The 14,874-nt window shown below is 68.3% G+C and carries 16 protein-coding genes and 1 tRNA gene; 15 read left to right on the top strand and 2 right to left on the bottom strand.

From position 1 onward, the window contains the following. Window positions 1–209 precede the first annotated feature (209 nt). Together E0E30_RS10925 and E0E30_RS10930 are read left to right on the top strand one after the other, a co-directional pair. A complete protein-coding gene (locus E0E30_RS10925; protein ID WP_130866876.1) occupies window positions 210–2,621 on the top strand; it encodes a transglycosylase domain-containing protein in 2,412 nt (803 codons plus the stop codon). Continuing rightward, entirely contained in the window at window positions 2,618–3,523 is a 906-nt protein-coding gene (locus E0E30_RS10930) for a metallophosphoesterase (RefSeq protein ID WP_130866298.1), read from the top strand. Before E0E30_RS10925 ends, E0E30_RS10930 begins: the two co-directional genes overlap by 4 nt. 115 nt (window positions 3,524–3,638) lie before the next feature. Here the strand turns inward: E0E30_RS10930 and E0E30_RS10935 are convergent, their stop codons facing one another. After that, on the bottom strand, window positions 3,639–4,856 hold the full coding sequence (locus tag E0E30_RS10935; protein WP_130866299.1) for an integrase catalytic domain-containing protein: 1,218 nt from the start codon (window positions 4,854–4,856) through the stop codon (window positions 3,639–3,641). A gap of 298 nt (window positions 4,857–5,154) precedes the next feature. On the opposite strand from E0E30_RS10935, the gene E0E30_RS10940 reads away from it, so the two are divergent. From E0E30_RS10940 to E0E30_RS10970, 7 genes are all read left to right on the top strand, one after another. Beyond that, window positions 5,155–5,231 (top strand) — tRNA-Pro (locus E0E30_RS10940). Window positions 5,232–5,667: 436 nt separating this feature from the next. After that, window positions 5,668–7,329: a peptide ABC transporter substrate-binding protein gene (locus E0E30_RS10945; protein ID WP_130866300.1), complete on the top strand. Its 1,662-nt coding sequence runs from the start codon at window positions 5,668–5,670 to the stop codon at window positions 7,327–7,329. Between the two features lie 92 nt (window positions 7,330–7,421). Further along, window positions 7,422–8,345 carry an ABC transporter permease gene (locus E0E30_RS10950; protein WP_130866301.1) on the top strand — a complete coding sequence of 308 codons (924 nt, stop codon included), beginning with the start codon at window positions 7,422–7,424 and terminating at the stop codon, window positions 8,343–8,345. Continuing rightward, window positions 8,338–9,315 carry an ABC transporter permease gene (locus E0E30_RS10955; protein WP_130866302.1) on the top strand — a complete coding sequence of 326 codons (978 nt, stop codon included), beginning with the start codon at window positions 8,338–8,340 and terminating at the stop codon, window positions 9,313–9,315. Before E0E30_RS10950 ends, E0E30_RS10955 begins: the two co-directional genes overlap by 8 nt. A gap of 11 nt (window positions 9,316–9,326) precedes the next feature. Then, a complete protein-coding gene (locus E0E30_RS10960) occupies window positions 9,327–10,358 on the top strand; it encodes an ABC transporter ATP-binding protein (protein ID WP_130866303.1) in 1,032 nt (343 codons plus the stop codon). 7 nt (window positions 10,359–10,365) lie between these two features. Next, window positions 10,366–11,442, top strand: coding sequence for an ABC transporter ATP-binding protein (locus tag E0E30_RS10965; RefSeq protein WP_245306682.1), 1,077 nt, complete (start codon window positions 10,366–10,368; stop codon window positions 11,440–11,442). Between the two features lie 81 nt (window positions 11,443–11,523). Further along, on the top strand, window positions 11,524–12,330 hold the full coding sequence (locus E0E30_RS10970) for a YaaA family protein (protein ID WP_130866305.1): 807 nt from the start codon (window positions 11,524–11,526) through the stop codon (window positions 12,328–12,330). Window positions 12,331–12,433: 103 nt separating this feature from the next. Here the strand turns inward: E0E30_RS10970 and E0E30_RS10975 are convergent, their stop codons facing one another. After that, window positions 12,434–12,673, bottom strand: a complete 240-nt coding sequence (locus E0E30_RS10975) for a type B 50S ribosomal protein L31 (protein WP_130866306.1) — start codon at window positions 12,671–12,673, stop codon at window positions 12,434–12,436. Window positions 12,674–12,755: 82 nt separating this feature from the next. On the opposite strand from E0E30_RS10975, the gene rpmB reads away from it, so the two are divergent. The 6 genes from rpmB to E0E30_RS11005 all read left to right on the top strand — a co-directional run bounded on the left by rpmB (window position 12,756) and on the right by E0E30_RS11005 (window position 14,843). Further along, a complete protein-coding gene (gene rpmB, locus E0E30_RS10980) occupies window positions 12,756–12,992 on the top strand; it encodes a 50S ribosomal protein L28 (RefSeq protein WP_130866307.1) in 237 nt (78 codons plus the stop codon). Further along, window positions 12,992–13,162: a 50S ribosomal protein L33 gene (gene rpmG, locus E0E30_RS10985; protein ID WP_130866308.1), complete on the top strand. Its 171-nt coding sequence runs from the start codon at window positions 12,992–12,994 to the stop codon at window positions 13,160–13,162. The genes rpmB and rpmG overlap by 1 nt, the downstream gene beginning before the upstream one ends. Beyond that, a complete protein-coding gene (gene rpsN / locus E0E30_RS10990; protein WP_130866309.1) occupies window positions 13,162–13,467 on the top strand; it encodes a 30S ribosomal protein S14 in 306 nt (101 codons plus the stop codon). Before rpmG ends, rpsN begins: the two co-directional genes overlap by 1 nt. 7 nt (window positions 13,468–13,474) lie before the next feature. Then, a complete protein-coding gene (gene rpmF, locus E0E30_RS10995; protein WP_130866310.1) occupies window positions 13,475–13,645 on the top strand; it encodes a 50S ribosomal protein L32 in 171 nt (56 codons plus the stop codon). Window positions 13,646–13,755: 110 nt separating this feature from the next. Beyond that, window positions 13,756–14,121 carry an FKBP-type peptidyl-prolyl cis-trans isomerase gene (locus E0E30_RS11000; RefSeq protein WP_130866311.1) on the top strand — a complete coding sequence of 122 codons (366 nt, stop codon included), beginning with the start codon at window positions 13,756–13,758 and terminating at the stop codon, window positions 14,119–14,121. Between the two features lie 83 nt (window positions 14,122–14,204). Further along, on the top strand, window positions 14,205–14,843 hold the full coding sequence (locus E0E30_RS11005) for a nucleoside/nucleotide kinase family protein (protein WP_130866312.1): 639 nt from the start codon (window positions 14,205–14,207) through the stop codon (window positions 14,841–14,843). Window positions 14,844–14,874: the final 31 nt, after the last annotated feature.

Genomic DNA, 14,874 nt, shown 5'->3' on the forward strand with positions numbered 1-14,874 from the left:
CCCGGCGCGCGGCCGACTCCACCGTGCCATCCGGGCACCCGTCCGACACCGCCGCGCCGTCCGGAGGACGGGGCCTGTCGTCGTCCTGACGTACGCTGTTGCCCATGCCGTCCCTGCACACCCGATGGTCTCGACCGAGCGGACTGGGCTCGCAACTCGACAAGTTCGAGCGGTTGACCGAGCGTTCGAGCCACCTGTCCGCCCTTGCGATGTTCTGCGTCGTGAGCATCCTCGCCGGACTGCTCGCGGCGGGATTCGTCGTGCCCGCGGCCGCCCTCGGTGGATCGGTGGCGCGGGCCGGAGCCGACGCCCTGGAGAACCTGCCGGCCGACTTCAACGTCAACCCGCAGGCCCAGCGCTCGCAGATCCTCCTGGCCGACGGGTCGGTCCTGGCGTCCTTCTTCGACGAGAACCGCGAGTACGTCGCGCTCAAGTCGATCGCCCCCATCATGAGGCAGGCCCAGGTCGCCATCGAGGACAACCGCTTCTACTCGCACGGCGCCATCGACCTGCGCGGCACCTCACGCGCCCTCCTCACGAACATCGCCGGGTCGGCCACGCAGGGCGGCTCGACCCTCACCCAGCAGTACGTCAAGCAGGCGCGCATCGAGCAAGCCGTCTCCGCCGGTGATGAAGCCGGGGTGCAGGCCGCCCAGGAGCAGACCGTCAGCCGCAAGCTCCAGGAGCTGCGCTACGCCGTCGCCCTGGAGCAGAAGCTGTCGAAGGACGACATCCTCGAGCGCTACCTCAACATCGCCTACTACGGCGACGGCGCCTACGGCGTCGAGGCCGCGGCCAAGCACTACTTCAAGACGACGGCCGCCAAGCTCACCCTGGCCCAGGCCGCGATGCTCGCCGGACTCGTGCAGAACCCCGTCGCCTACGACCCGGTCAACCACCCCGACGCGGCCATCCAACGACGCAACATCGTCCTGGCGCGGATGGAGCAGCTCAAGATCATCACCCCCGAGCAGGCCGCAGCGGCAAAGAAGGAGGGGTTCGACGACAAGCTCGTGACGTACCCCAAGAACGGCTGCATCAGCTCGAGCTACCCCTTCGTCTGCGACTACGTCTACCACGCCCTGCTGCAGATGCCGAGCCTGGGCAAGACGAAGGCCGAACGCGAGAAGCTCATCAAGCGTGGCGGCCTCAAGATCCACACCCTCATCAGTCCCAAGGCCGAGGACGCCGCCCTCAGCGCCGTGTCCTCCATGGTCGGCCCCAAGGACCCCGTCATCTCCGGTGTGGCGATCGTCCAACCGGGTACCGGGCTCATCCTGGCCATGGCTCAGTCGCGTCCGCAGATGGGCACCGCGTCGGGACAGACGTACTACAACTACCTGGCGCCGCTGAACATGGGCGGGTACGGCGGCTTCCAGGCCGGGTCGACCTTCAAGGCGTACACCATGGCCTCCGCCCTCGAGCAGGGGTTCCCCATCTCCACCCGGTACACCGCGTCGTCCCCGATGGACTTCACCGGCGAGACCTTCACCAGTTGTTCCGGGGCCTTCAAGTCGGGTTCCTTCGAGGTCTCGAACTCGGTGGGACACTCCTGGAACATCGATCTGCGGGAGGCCGCGGCGTACTCGGTCAACACCTACTTCGTCCAGCTCGAGCGTGACGCCGGGCTGTGCAACGTCACGAAGATGGCCCAGCGCACCGGCGTCGAACTGGCCAGTGGCAAGGACATCGTCAAGAGCTTCAACCAGGTTCCGTCGTTCACCCTGGGTACCGCCTACGTGACCCCGCTGTCGATGGCCACCTCCTACGCCACCTTCGCCGCCCGCGGGATCCACTGCGATCCCATCATCCTCAAGTCGGTCATCAACCGTGAGGGCAAGGCCCTGGCCGTTCCCAGCGCGAACTGCCGACGGGTCATGAGCCAGCAGGTGGCCGACGGCGTCAACTCGGTGCTGCAGGGGGTCATGCAGGCCACCGGTGCCCCGGCGACGATCCCGGGGGGCTACCCGCAGGCCGGCAAGACCGGTACCACCGACTCGCACGAGGCGGTGTGGTTCGACGGCTACACCCCGCGGGCCGCCGGCGTCGCGATGATCGCCGCCGACCCGGCGAGTTCCTACTTCAAGGGACGTGAGGAGAAGTCGATCAAGGGCCTCACCCTGAGCACCGGCGTCTACCTCCAGGGTTCCGGTGGCGGTGACGCCGGAAAGATCTACCAGCGAGCCATGACCGCCGTCCTGGCCGGGCAGCCACGGACGTCCTTCGTGGACCCGACGAAGGACATCCTGTACGGCAAGCAGGTCGCCATCCCGGACACCTCGTCGATGACCTACGACGAGGCCAAGGCGGCGCTGACGAAGGCCGGCTTCTCGACCGAGGTGTGGCACGTCTACTCGAGCTCGTCCTACGGCACCTTCCTCGGCACCGACCCGTCGAGTGGCACGGCGACGAAGGGATCGACGGTCCATCTGCTCGTCTCCAAGGGCCCGCAGCCGTACGTGCCGCCGGTGCAGAAGACCACCCAGCCGACCACCCAGCCCTCCGCCACCCAGGCGCCGACGAGCACCGCTGGGGGTCAGAGCGCCGGTACGGGCAACGGGAATGGCAACGGCAACGGGAACGGGAACACCCAGCCGACGACCAAGCCGTCGAACCGATGAGCACCCGCCGCGTCATGGCGAAGCTCGCCCTCGGAACCGTGGGACTCGGCCTCGCCGGCCTCACCTGGGGGTTGACGGAGGCCCATCTCTTCACGGTGCGGCGGGTCGAGGTGCCGGTCCTTCCGGCCGGGGCGGGGCCGATGAGGGTCCTGCACCTGTCCGACCTGCACATGACGGCGTCCCAGCACGACAAGCAGCGGTTCGTCGAGGGTCTGGCCGAGCTCGAGCCCGATCTCGTCATCGACACCGGTGACAATTTCTGCTCGCAGCAGGCCTTGGGCCCGCTGCTCGACAGTCTTTCGGGGTTGCTGCCGCGGCCCGGGGCGTTCGTCTTCGGGTCGAACGACTACACCGCCCCGGGCTTCCGGAACCCGGTGAGCTACCTCGTCCACGGGAGGTCGCACATCGACCACGAGGTCAACGACCTGCCCACCGAGACGCTGCGCTCCGCCCTGACCGACGCCGGCTGGGTCGACCTCGATGACGCCGCCGGCTCACTCGAGGTGGGCGGCTTGCGCATCGACCTGCGCGGCACCGACGACGCCCACCACGACCGCGACCACTACGACCGGGTCGCCGGCCCCACCGATCCGCGGGCCGACCTCACCCTCGGCGTCACGCACGCGCCGTACCGTCGGGTGCTCGACGCGATGACCGCCGACGGGGTCGACCTCGTCATGGCCGGGCACACCCACGGTGGGCAGGTCTGCCTGCCCCTCAAGGGTGCCCTCATCACGAACTGCGATCTCGACACCGCCCGGGTCAAGGGCCTGTCGACCCACTCGGCCGGCGGACGCACCGCCTGGCTGCACGTGTCGGCCGGGGTCGGCACGTCCCCCTTCGCCCCGTACCGCACCTTCTGCCGGCCCGAGGTGACGCTGCTCACCCTCGTCGCCCGGTGAGCGCGCGTGCCGGCCGGCGTCGCGGGCGCACCGGCCTCAACTCGTCTTGCCTCATGTCAAGATGTCCGGATGAGCGCAGCGCTTGCCTCAGCTGAAATGTCCGGATGGAGATGAGTCAGGCGGCGGGTTGGTCGGTCTGGGTGCGACGCTCGGCTAGGCGGATGAGCTGGTTCTGGATGTCGGTGATCCGCCGGGCCAGATCGGCGGGGTTGAGCCTGTCGTGCTCGGCTGCCAGGCGGGCCCGTGTGGCGGGGTCCAGGACACGGGAGTCGACCAGCCGCTGGTAAGGGGTCTTGGGCTTGTCGTAGACCCGCTTCTTGCGCCCCGCGGAGGTGGTGGTCCAGCCGATGGCCTTGACGCAGGGCAGTAGGTGGTTCTTGCGGGCCATCACCAGGGGCCACAATTGGTTGAGCAGCTGAAGCTCGGTTGCGGTCTCGTAGCGGTATCTGAAGGCGTGGCGGCGGACCCAGTCGCCGTTGCGCTGCTCGACGTGGGCGTTGTCGTTCTTCTTGTAGGGCCGCGAGCGGGACATCGCGATGTCGTGGCCCTTTGCCCAGTCGATGAGGCCCCAGTTGATGAACTCCGACCCGTTGTCGACGTGGACCTCCGCCACGGGCACGGGCATCTGGTCGACGATCCGGTCCATGCCGGCCCCGATGTGGACGAATGCCTTGTTCTTGACCGTGGTCAGGACCGTGTAGCCGGAGACGGGCAGGGTGGCCGACAAGGTCCACAGGAATTCCCCGACCAGGGTGTGGCCGCAGTGGGCCACGGTGTCGACCTCTACCAGCCCGGGATCGGTGATCGGCCCGTCCAGGCTGGTGCGCAGGGGCACCGCGGCACGCAGGATGTGAGGGGCGGGTCGGGTGGCTGACAGGCCGGCGGCCGGGTAGGCGGCGTCCTTGAAGGGGTTCAGGTACCTGTCGATGGTGGCCGCCGACATGGAGCGCAGTTCGGTCAGCACCGCGGGGGTGGCCCGGCGGGTGACTTTCCCGAACTCCTTGAAGCGTTCCAGCCTGTTCAGGGTGTCGTCCATCACGGGGGCCAGGTACTTCCCGGAGGGCTGACCCGTCACGCTCCACACGTGCTGGAGGACCTTCACGGCGTCGTAGGAGTACTTGCGGGGCCGGGGCCGGCGCTTCTGCTGGGACGCGGCACCTTTCCGCGTCAGGGCTGCCCGGATCGCGCGGCGGGCGTGGTCACGGGTCCAGCCTGTGGTGGCGGTCAGGGAGTCCAGCAGCACCGACTTGTCCTTCTTCGATGCGGCCCGGTACTGGTGGGCGTACTTCTTGGTGATCTCACGGCGTGCGGCCATCGACAGCTCCCGATCCATGGCCCGGGCCTACACCGTCAGTACGCGGACATCCTCATCTGAGGCACGTGCTGCCGCATCCGGACCTTTTACGTGAGTCTCGTCGCGANACTTCTTGGTGATCTCACGGCGTGCGGCCATCGACAGCTCCCGATCCATGGCCCGGGCCTACACCGTCAGTACGCGGACATCCTCATCTGAGGCACGTGCTGCCGCATCCGGACCTTTTACGTGAGTCTCGTCGCAACTTGGCGGGCGCTGTCCCCCTGGGTTAGACTGGCCGTCGGCCTCACGGGGCCAGCGATTCGCAGGAATCCATCGGGGTGTGGCGCAGCTTGGTAGCGCGCTTCGTTCGGGACGAAGAGGTCGCAGGTTCAAATCCTGTCACCCCGACCACGGGACGGCCCGGGACATGATGTCCCGGGCCGTCGTCGTTCTCCCCCGCGACACCTGCTCCACCCGGGGACGAGCGCCCATCTCCCGTGAGCCGAGTCGCCGTCACCCCGACACCGGAGTGGACATTCGACGTGGAGGGCCCTGAAAGGCCAGTTTCACGTCTAGGAACCGCGCTCCAGGTCGAGAATCCACCCACCTCGACCACCGGGCCGGGCCCCGACCGCGACACGGCGAAGACCCATACCACACCCCGTCAACCCCCAGCCGCCATCCCTGCCGTCAGACGCAAAGGTTGCAACTCAATAACAATGCGGTGCTGGAGCCGTCCAGACCCTGTGAAGATCGCGATCGACCGGGCAGACTTCTGGCCACCAAGCCCCCGGACTTCCCGGGGGGCCGGCGACCGGATCGCCGGACCAGCTCGGAGGAGACATCAATGCGTCGAATCTCGCCTGTCGTGGCGCTCTCGGTCGCAGGCGTCCTGGCCCTGTCCGCCTGCGGACAGGACGTCGCAGCCCCCAGTGACACGAGCAGCAACAGCTCAGCCAGCACCAGCACCTCGTCGGAACCCGCCAAGGATGGCGGCACCATCACGATTCGCGGCTGCACCCCGCAGAACCCGCTCATCCCGGCCAACACCAACGAGACCTGCGGCGGCAACGTCCTGGACGCCGTCACCGCCAAGCTCGTCCACTACAACTCGGACACCGCAGCGCCCGAGCTCGACATCGCCGAGTCGATCGACACGACCGACAACCAGAACTTCACCGTGAAGATCAAGTCCGGCTACAAGTTCTCCGACGGCACCGAGGTCAAGGCCAGCAACTTCGTCGACGCCTGGAACTGGGACGCCTACGGACCCAACGCCCAGCAGAACTCGTACTTCTTCGAGCCCATCGAGGGGTACGCCGACCTGCAGTGCTCCGACGACACCTGCAAGGCCAAGCCCAAGGCCGACAAGATGACCGGTCTCAAGGTCGTCGACGACCACACCTTCACCATCAAGACCACCGAGAAGGTCTCGAACCTCAAGGTGCGTCTGGGCTACACCACCTTCGCGCCGCTGCCCGACGCCTTCCTCAAGGACCCGAAGAACACCAAGTGGGCGAAGATGCCCATCGGCGCCGGCCCGTTCACCGTGACGGCCAACTCCGCCACCCAGATCGAGCTCACCCGCAACAAGGACTACTCGGGCAGCTACAAGGCCCACGTCGACAAGGTCATCTACAAGATCTACAACGACGCCGCGCCGGCCTACAACGACACCGTCGCCAACCAGCTCGACGTCACCGACCTCATCCCCACCGACCAGCTCACCAATGACCAGTGGAAGCAGGATCTGGCCAACCGGTGGAGCATCCGCCAGTCGGGCGTCTTCCAGTCGATCACCCCGTCCAGCAAGGACAAGCAGCTCGCCAATGCGGACCTCATCAAGGCCCTGAGCATGGACATCGACCGCGCGACCATCACCAAGCAGATCTTCGCCGGCTCCCGCACCCCGGCCGACGGCTGGGTCTCCCCCGTCGTCGACGGCTACGTCAAGAACGCCTGCGGTGACCTGTGCACCTACGACAAGGCCAAGGCCAAGGAGCTCTACCAGAAGTCGGGTGGCTACAAGGGCACCCTCACCATCGCGGTCAATGGCGACGGTGACCACAAGGCTTGGTCCCAGGCCGTGTGCAACGGGTGGAAGAACGACCTCGGCCTCGACTGCCAGCTCAAGGTGACCCCGGACTTCAAGACCCTGCGTGACCAGGTCAACAAGCGTGAGCTCACCGGCTTCTTCCGCACCGGTTGGCAGATGGACTACCCGTCGATCGAGAACTTCCTCACCCCGCTGTATGCCACCGGCGCCTCCAGCAATGACGGCGACTACTCCAACAAGGCCTTCGACGCCAAGCTCAAGGAGGCCGCCGCGGCGACCGACGAGAAGCAGGCCAACACCCTCTACGGGGACGCCGAGAAGATGCTCGCCGAGAAGGTCCCGGCCATCCCGCTGTGGACGGTCTCGACCCCCTTCGGCTGGTCGAACAAGGTGACGAACGTCAAGCTCACCCCGTTCGGCACGATCGACCTGTCCTCGATCAGCGTCAAGTGACCCACCTGGTCCGATGACCGCCGGGGCGGTCCACCGGGAACATCCGGTGGACCGCCCCCGGTCACGAGGACCCCGCTGCGAGGAAACACATCATGGCCAAGTACGTCATCCGACGTCTGCTCCAGATGATCCCGGTGGTCATCGGCGCGACGTTCATCCTCTTCGCCCTCGTCTTCGCCCTGCCCGGTGACCCCACCGCCGGACGATGTGGCGAGCGCCCCTGCCCGCCGTCCTACGTCGCCGCCTTCCGGGCCGAGTACCACCTCGACCAGCCGCTGCTCGTCCAGTACGGCATCTACATCGGCAAGCTGCTGCACGGCAACCTGGGCACGAACTTCTACGGCAACACCGTCGTCAGCGAACTGGCGGTGCGCTACCCCGTGACGATCCGGCTGGCCCTCATCGCCATCCTCGTCGAGATCATCGTCGGCATCGCCGCCGGCGTCGTGGCCGGGGTGCGACACGGCAAGTTCATCGACTACCTCATCCTCGTGTCCTCGCTCGTCGTCATCTCCATCCCGATCTTCGTCATCGGCTCGCTGGCCCAGCTCGTCTTCGGCATGCGCCTGCACTGGGCCCCGGTGACGGCCTCCGACGGCACCTGGGGACAGCTCATCCTGCCGGGGTTCGTCCTCGGTGCCCTGTCGGTGGCCTACGTCGCGCGGCTCACCCGGACGAACCTCATCGAGAACCAGCGCGCCGACTACGTGCGCACCGCGAAGGCCAAGGGCCTCTCGCGGGCCCGCACGGTGACCGTCCACACCCTGCGCAACTCGCTGGTGCCCGTCATCACGTACATCGGGTACGACTTCGGCGCCCTCATGGGCGGTGCCATCGTCACCGAACGCATCTTCAACATCAACGGCATCGGCAATTTCATCTACCGGTCCATCAACCAGCGCGACGGCGTCTCGGTCGTCGGCGCGGTGACCTGCCTGGTGCTCGTCTACCTGCTCGCGAACCTCGTCGTCGACCTGCTCTACGGGGTTCTGGATCCGAGGATCAGCCATGACTGAGGCACACCTGAGCGAGGCCACCGACGCTCCCGAGGACATCCCGATCGGCGGTCAGGACGGCGGCCAGGCCGTCGTCGGGTCGACGCTGTCGGCGTCCTCCCCGAGGTCCCTGTGGACCGACGCCTGGGCTGATCTGCGACGCAACCCGCTGTTCTGGATCTCGGCGATCCTCATCGTCGTCTTCGTCGTCATGGCCGCGTTCCCGGGGCTCTTCACGACCAAGGACCCCCGCTCCTGCGACCTGTCGGCGGCGCGGCACATCCCGTCGGCGGTGCACTGGTTCGGCACCGACGTCCAGGGGTGCGACGTCTACGCCCGCACCGTCTACGGGGCCCGGTCCTCGATGCTCGTCGGCGTCCTGGCCACCCTGGGCACGGCCCTGCTGGGTTCGGTCATCGGCCTCATCGCGGGCTTCCGCGGGGGATGGGTGGACAGCCTGCTGGGCCGCGTCGGCGACATCTTCTACGCCATCCCGCTGCTGCTCGGCGGCATCATCATCCTCTACACCTTCCCCAACAAGCTGGGGACGCCGTACATCGTCGTCGTCCTCAAGGTCGTCGGGGCCGTCGTCATCCTCGGCTGGCCGTCCATCGCCCGGCTCATGCGGTCGGCGGTGCTCCAGGTCATGCCGAACGACTACATCCAGGCCGCACGCGCCCTGGGAGCCAGCCCGCGGCGGATCATCATGAGCCACATCCTGCCCAACGCCATGGCCCCGGTGCTCGTCGTCTCGACGATCAACCTCGGTGCCTACATCGCCATCGAGGCGACGCTGAGCTACCTGGGCATCGGCCTGCAGGAACCGGCGATCAGCTGGGGGGTGTCCATCTCGGACGCCTCCGGTCTGGGGTACGTGAGGTCGGCACCGCACATGCTCCTCTTCCCGTCCCTGTTCCTGTCGCTGGCCGTGCTGGCGTTCATCTTCCTGGGCGAGGCGGCGCAGAGCGCCTTCGACCCCAAGCGGCACTGAGAGGAGCCGTCATGCCACTGTCCAGAGCACGTCTGCAGGTCGAACCGGTCGACGGCAAGCTCCTGGAGGTCGACGACCTCCACGTCGAGTTCCGCACCCGCGACGGCGTCGCCAAGGCGATCAACGGGGTGACCTTCTCCCTGTCGGAGCGCGAGACCCTGGCCATCCTCGGGGAGTCCGGGTCGGGCAAGTCGGTGACCGCCCAGGCCATCATGGGGATCCTCGACAGCCCACCGGCCCACGTCACCGGCGGCTCCATCCGCTACTGCGGGCTCGAGCTGCTGTCCATGCGCAGCCGTCAGATGCAGGACATCCGCGGCGAGCACATCGCCATGATCTTCCAGGACGCCCTGAGCGCCCTCAACCCGGTGTTCCCGGTGGGGTGGCAGATCGCCGAGATGTTCCGCGTCCACCGCGGCATGAACCGATCCGACGCCCAGGCCGAGGCGGTCCGGCTCATGGAGCGGGTGCGCATTCCCGCCGCCAAGGAGCGGGCGGGCAACTACCCGCACCAGTTCTCCGGCGGCATGCGCCAGCGCATCATGATCGCCATGGCCATCGCCCTCAACCCGAGGGTGCTCATCGCCGACGAGCCGACGACCGCCCTCGACGTCACCGTCCAGGCGCAGATCATGACCCTGCTCAAGGAGTTGCAGGACGAGTCCGACATGGGCCTCATCCTCATCACCCACGACCTGGGGGTCGTCGCCGACGTCGCCGACGACATCGCCGTCATGTACTGCGGCCGGTTCGTCGAGCACTCCGACGTCCACCGGCTCTACGCCAATCCGGCCCATCCGTACACCGTGGGGCTCATCGACTCGATCCCCCGGCTCGACCAGAAGGGCGACCAGCTGTACGCCATCGGCGGCCTGCCGCCGTCGCTGACGAACCTGCCGTCCGGGTGTTCCTTCCATCCCCGGTGCCGGTTCGCCACCGACGAGTGCCGGGTGGGCGGGGCACCCACGTTCAAGGAAGTGGAGCCGGCGCGGTTCGCCGCCTGCCACCATGCCGAGGAGGTGCTCCATCGTGAGCGAGTCTGAGCTGACCATCCCGCGCCGGTCGCAGGAGGCGTCCCCCCGCCCGGAAGGCGCGCGCGAGCCGATCCTGTCGGTGCGCGACCTCACCAAGCACTACCCGCTCAAGGCCGGGGTCGTGCGGCACACCGTGGGTCACGTCAAGGCCGTCGACGGGGTGAGCTTCGACCTCTACCCCGGCGAGACCCTGGGTGTCGTCGGCGAGTCGGGCTGCGGCAAGTCGACCCTGGGGCGTCTGCTCGTGGCCCTCGAGAAGCCCACCTCGGGCACCATCACCTTCGAGGGCAACGACGTCACCGACGCCACCGGTTCCCAGATGCGCAAGCTGCGACGCGACATCCAGATCGTCTTCCAGGACCCGTACACCTCCCTCGACCCGCGCAAGACCGTCGGCGACATCGTCGGGGAGCCGTTCAAGATCCATCCCGACGTCGTCCCGAGGGGCAAGCGGGAGGAACGGGTCAAGGAGCTGCTCGACCTCGTCGGCCTCAATCCTGAGCACATCAACCGCTACCCGCACCAGTTCTCCGGCGGCCAGCGTCAGCGGATCGGGATCGCCCGCGGCATCGCCCTCAACCCCAAGGTCGTCATCTGCGACGAGCCGGTCTCGGCCCTCGACGTGTCCGTGCAGGCGCAGGTCGTCAACCTGCTCCAGCGGCTGCAGAAGGAGCTGGGCCTGGCGTACGTCTTCATCGCCCACGACCTGTCGGTGGTGCGGCACATCTCGGACCGGGTCGCGGTGATGTACCTCGGTCGGATCATGGAGATGGGCGACGAGGCGCAGATCTACGACCGGGCGACCCACCCGTACACCCAGGCGCTCATGTCCGCGGTACCGGTGCCCGACCCGCAGATGCGTGGCAAGCGAGAGCAGATCATCCTCCACGGCGACGTGCCCTCCCCGGCCAACCCGCCCTCGGGCTGCCGGTTCCACACCCGGTGCTGGCGGGCCCAACCCATCTGCGCCGAGAAGGACACCGAGCTGCTGCCGCGCGACGACGGGGCCGGCCAGCACGACTGCCGGTGCCACTTCGCCGCGCTCTTCGAGAAGGCGGCCGAGGACATCACGGCCGACGACCTCATCGGCTGAGGGATCCCCCACCGGCACGAGTCGGGGGCGGCTTCGAGGACCGGCCGCCCCCGATGCGCGTGCATCGGTTAGCGTGTGCCCGTGCTCGTCCTGCTGTCCCCGGCCAAGACCCTCGACCTCACCTCGCCCCTGACGACGCCGTCGAGGCACCACTCGACGCCACTGTTCGTGGACCGGGCCGACACCCTGGCGGCCCGGATGGCGGAGCTGTCGGTCGACGAGCTCGCATCCTTGCTCGGCGTCTCGCACGACCTCGCGGCGCTCAATGCCGGGCGCTACGCCACCTTCGGGTCCGGGCCCGGCCGACCGGCGGCGCGGTGCTTCGACGGTCCGGTGTACCGGGCCATGGCGCCGTCCACCTTCGACACCCGCGACTGGACGGAGGCCACGAAGACGCTGCGGATCCTCTCGGGGCTCTACGGATGGCTGCGCCCACTCGACCTCATCCAGCCCTACCGCCTGGAGATGGGGGTGCGCCTCGACGGGCGGACGATGGCCGCTCGCTGGCGCCCGGCGGTCACCGCGGCGCTGCTGCGCGACGTGGACCGGTCCCCCGGGCCGCGGGTCGTCGTCAACCTCGCCTCGGCCGAGTACTGGGACGCCGTCGACGCCGCCGCCCTGGCCGACGCCGCGGTGCGGGTCGTCACACCGAGGTTCGAGGACCTCGACGGGCAGGGTCACTGGCGGGTGTTGTCGTTCCCGGCCAAGTCGGCACGAGGTCACCTGGCGGGGTGGATCGTGCGGACCAGGCTGCGATCGGTGCGCGGACTGCGCGAGGCCGACGGCGTCCACCGGTGGGTGCCGGGGAGCCCGGTGGACGAGCCGGTGTTCCGCGCGACGACGGGTCGAGCCGCGGCGGGGGCGAGGCGGGTCCATCCCGGGCGTTGACCGCAGCCGCGGCGACGTCGCTGCCGGCACCGGCGTCATCCCCGCCAGGCCATGGATCCGGGCCCCCGCTCCATGCCATGACGGGGGCCCGGACGTCTGCGGGTCAGGCGCTCCTGCGCCCGTATCGGCGGTTGAACTTCTCCACCCGGCCGGCGGTGTCGACGATCTTCGCCTTGCCCGTGTAGAAGGGGTGGCTCGCCGAGGAGATGTCGACGTCGATGACCGGGTAGGTGTTCCCGTCGATCCACTCGATGGTCCGGTCGCTCGTCGCCGTCGACCTGGTGAGGAAGGTGAAGTCCGCGGAGATGTCACGGAAGACGACCGGATGGATGTCGGGCTTCATGTCGTCCTCTCGGTGGCGGATCTCGTCTCTTCGTATATGATAACGGTTCTCATTACGTTTTGCATCCATCAGAGGAGGATCCATGTCACGACGCTGCCAGGTCCGTCAGACCCGCCCCGGGTTCGGCAACAGCGTCTCCCACTCGCATCGGCGCACCCGCCGACGCTGGGACCCGAACGTCCAGACCAAGCGGTACTGGGTGCCGTCGCTGGGGCGCACCGTCACCCTGCGCCTCACCCCCAAGGCCATGAAGACCATCGAGCGACGCGGGATCGACGTCGTCGTCGCGCAGATGCGTGAGCGCGGGGAGAGGTTCTGATGGCCAAGAAGTCCAAGGACCTCCGTCCGATCATCAAGCTGAGGTCGACCGCCGGCACCGGCTACACCTACGTGACGACGAAGAACCGCCGCAACACCCCCGACCGCCTCGTGCTCATGAAGTACGACCCGGTCGTGCGCCGACATGTCGAGTTCAAGGAGACCCGCTGATGGCCAAGAAGTCCAAGATCGCCGCCCAGAAGAGGCGCGAGGAGATGGTCGCCCGGTACGCCGACCGGCGCGCCGAGGTCAAGGCCGCCGCCAAGGACCCGCGGGCCTCGCTCGAGGAGCGGATGGAGGCCTCCCGCCAGCTGGCGCGGCTACCGCGCGACTCCAGCCCAGTGCGACTGCGCAACCGGGACGCCGTCGACGGACGCCCCCGCGGATTCCTGCGCAAGGCCGGGATCAGCCGGGTGAGGTTCAGGCAGATGGCCCACGACGGGGAACTCCCCGGAATCACGAAGTCGAGCTGGTGAGGCACCCATGGCAGTACCGAAGCGAAAGAAGTCCCGTTCGACCACGCGCCATCGGCGTGCCCAGTGGAAGGCGACCGCGCCCGAACTCGTGTCGATCCGGGTCGAGGGCCGCACGATCCGCGTCCCGCGCAACCTGGTCAAGGCCTACCACCTTGGGTTGATCAAGCCCGAGGACTGAGTCCGTGCCGGGGCCCACCAGCCCCTCGGCCGGCACCCCCGGGCCCGGCCCGCGTCGACGGCGACCGTCCGGGTCGACGGTTCCGGCCCGGCCGCCTTAGGCTCGTTCCCATGGACAAGCCCCACGTGACCCTGCCCGATGCAGCACCCGAGGACCTCGTCATCGAGGACATCACCGTCGGCGACGGACAGGAGGCCCAGGCCGGCAACCTCGTCGAGGTGCACTACGTCGGCGTCGCCCTGAGCAACGGCAAGGAGTTCGACGCCTCCTGGAACCGCGGCGAGCCGCTCACCTTCCAGCTCGGCGTCGGCCAGGTTATCCCCGGCTGGGACACCGGCGTGCAGGGGATGAAGGTCGGCGGCCGCCGCCAGCTCACCATCCCCCACCAGCTGGCCTACGGCGAGCGCGGGATCCCCGGCGTCATCGCCCCCGAGGAGACCCTCGTCTTCGTCTGCGACCTCGTCAACGTCATCTGACCGTCAGGAAAATCCCCTGAGCGCGGCTTTCCTCCCCTGGCGGGGAACAGTCCTCCGCTCAGGGTGATTTCCCGACACCTGCCATGACGGACCACCCCTGGCAACCCCCGGTCGTCGACCCGGCGACCGCGATCGAGGACGCCCGGACCCTCCCGACACGAGCCGGGGGCCGAGCGGTCATCGGACTGTGCGGCGAGCCGGGGGCCGGCAAGTCGACCCTGGCGGCCCTCCTGGCCCGCGAGGCCGGGGCGGTCGTCGTCCCCATGGACGGGTTCCACCTGGCCCAGGTCGAGCTGGAGCGCCTCGGCCGGGCCGGACGCAAGGGCGCCCCGGACACCTTCGACGCCTACGGTTTCGTCGCCCTGGTGCGACGCATCGTCACGGCCACCGACCCCGTCACCTACGCCCCGGCCTTCCACCGGGACATCGAGGACTCCATCGCCGGGCAGATCCCGGTCGCCGCCGACGACCTCTTGGTCGTCATCGAGGGCAACTACCTCCTCCTCGACACCGAGCCGTGGTCCCAGCTCGCCGACCTGTTCACCCGGACGTGGTACGTCGAGGTCGACGAGCGGCTGCGCCTCGAGCGGCTCGTCTCCCGCCACGAGGCCTTCGGCAAGTCCCATGAGGCCGCCGTCGCCTGGGCGAACGGGCCCGACGAGGCCAACGCCCGGCTCATCAGGCGGTGCCGCACCCGAGCCGACCTCGTCGTGCACCCCTGATCCAGGGCGACCCCACCCCCTTTCAGGCGAC

The organism is Acidipropionibacterium timonense (assembly GCF_900605005.1).
In the GTDB taxonomy this organism is placed as follows: domain Bacteria; phylum Actinomycetota; class Actinomycetes; order Propionibacteriales; family Propionibacteriaceae; genus Cutibacterium; species Cutibacterium timonense.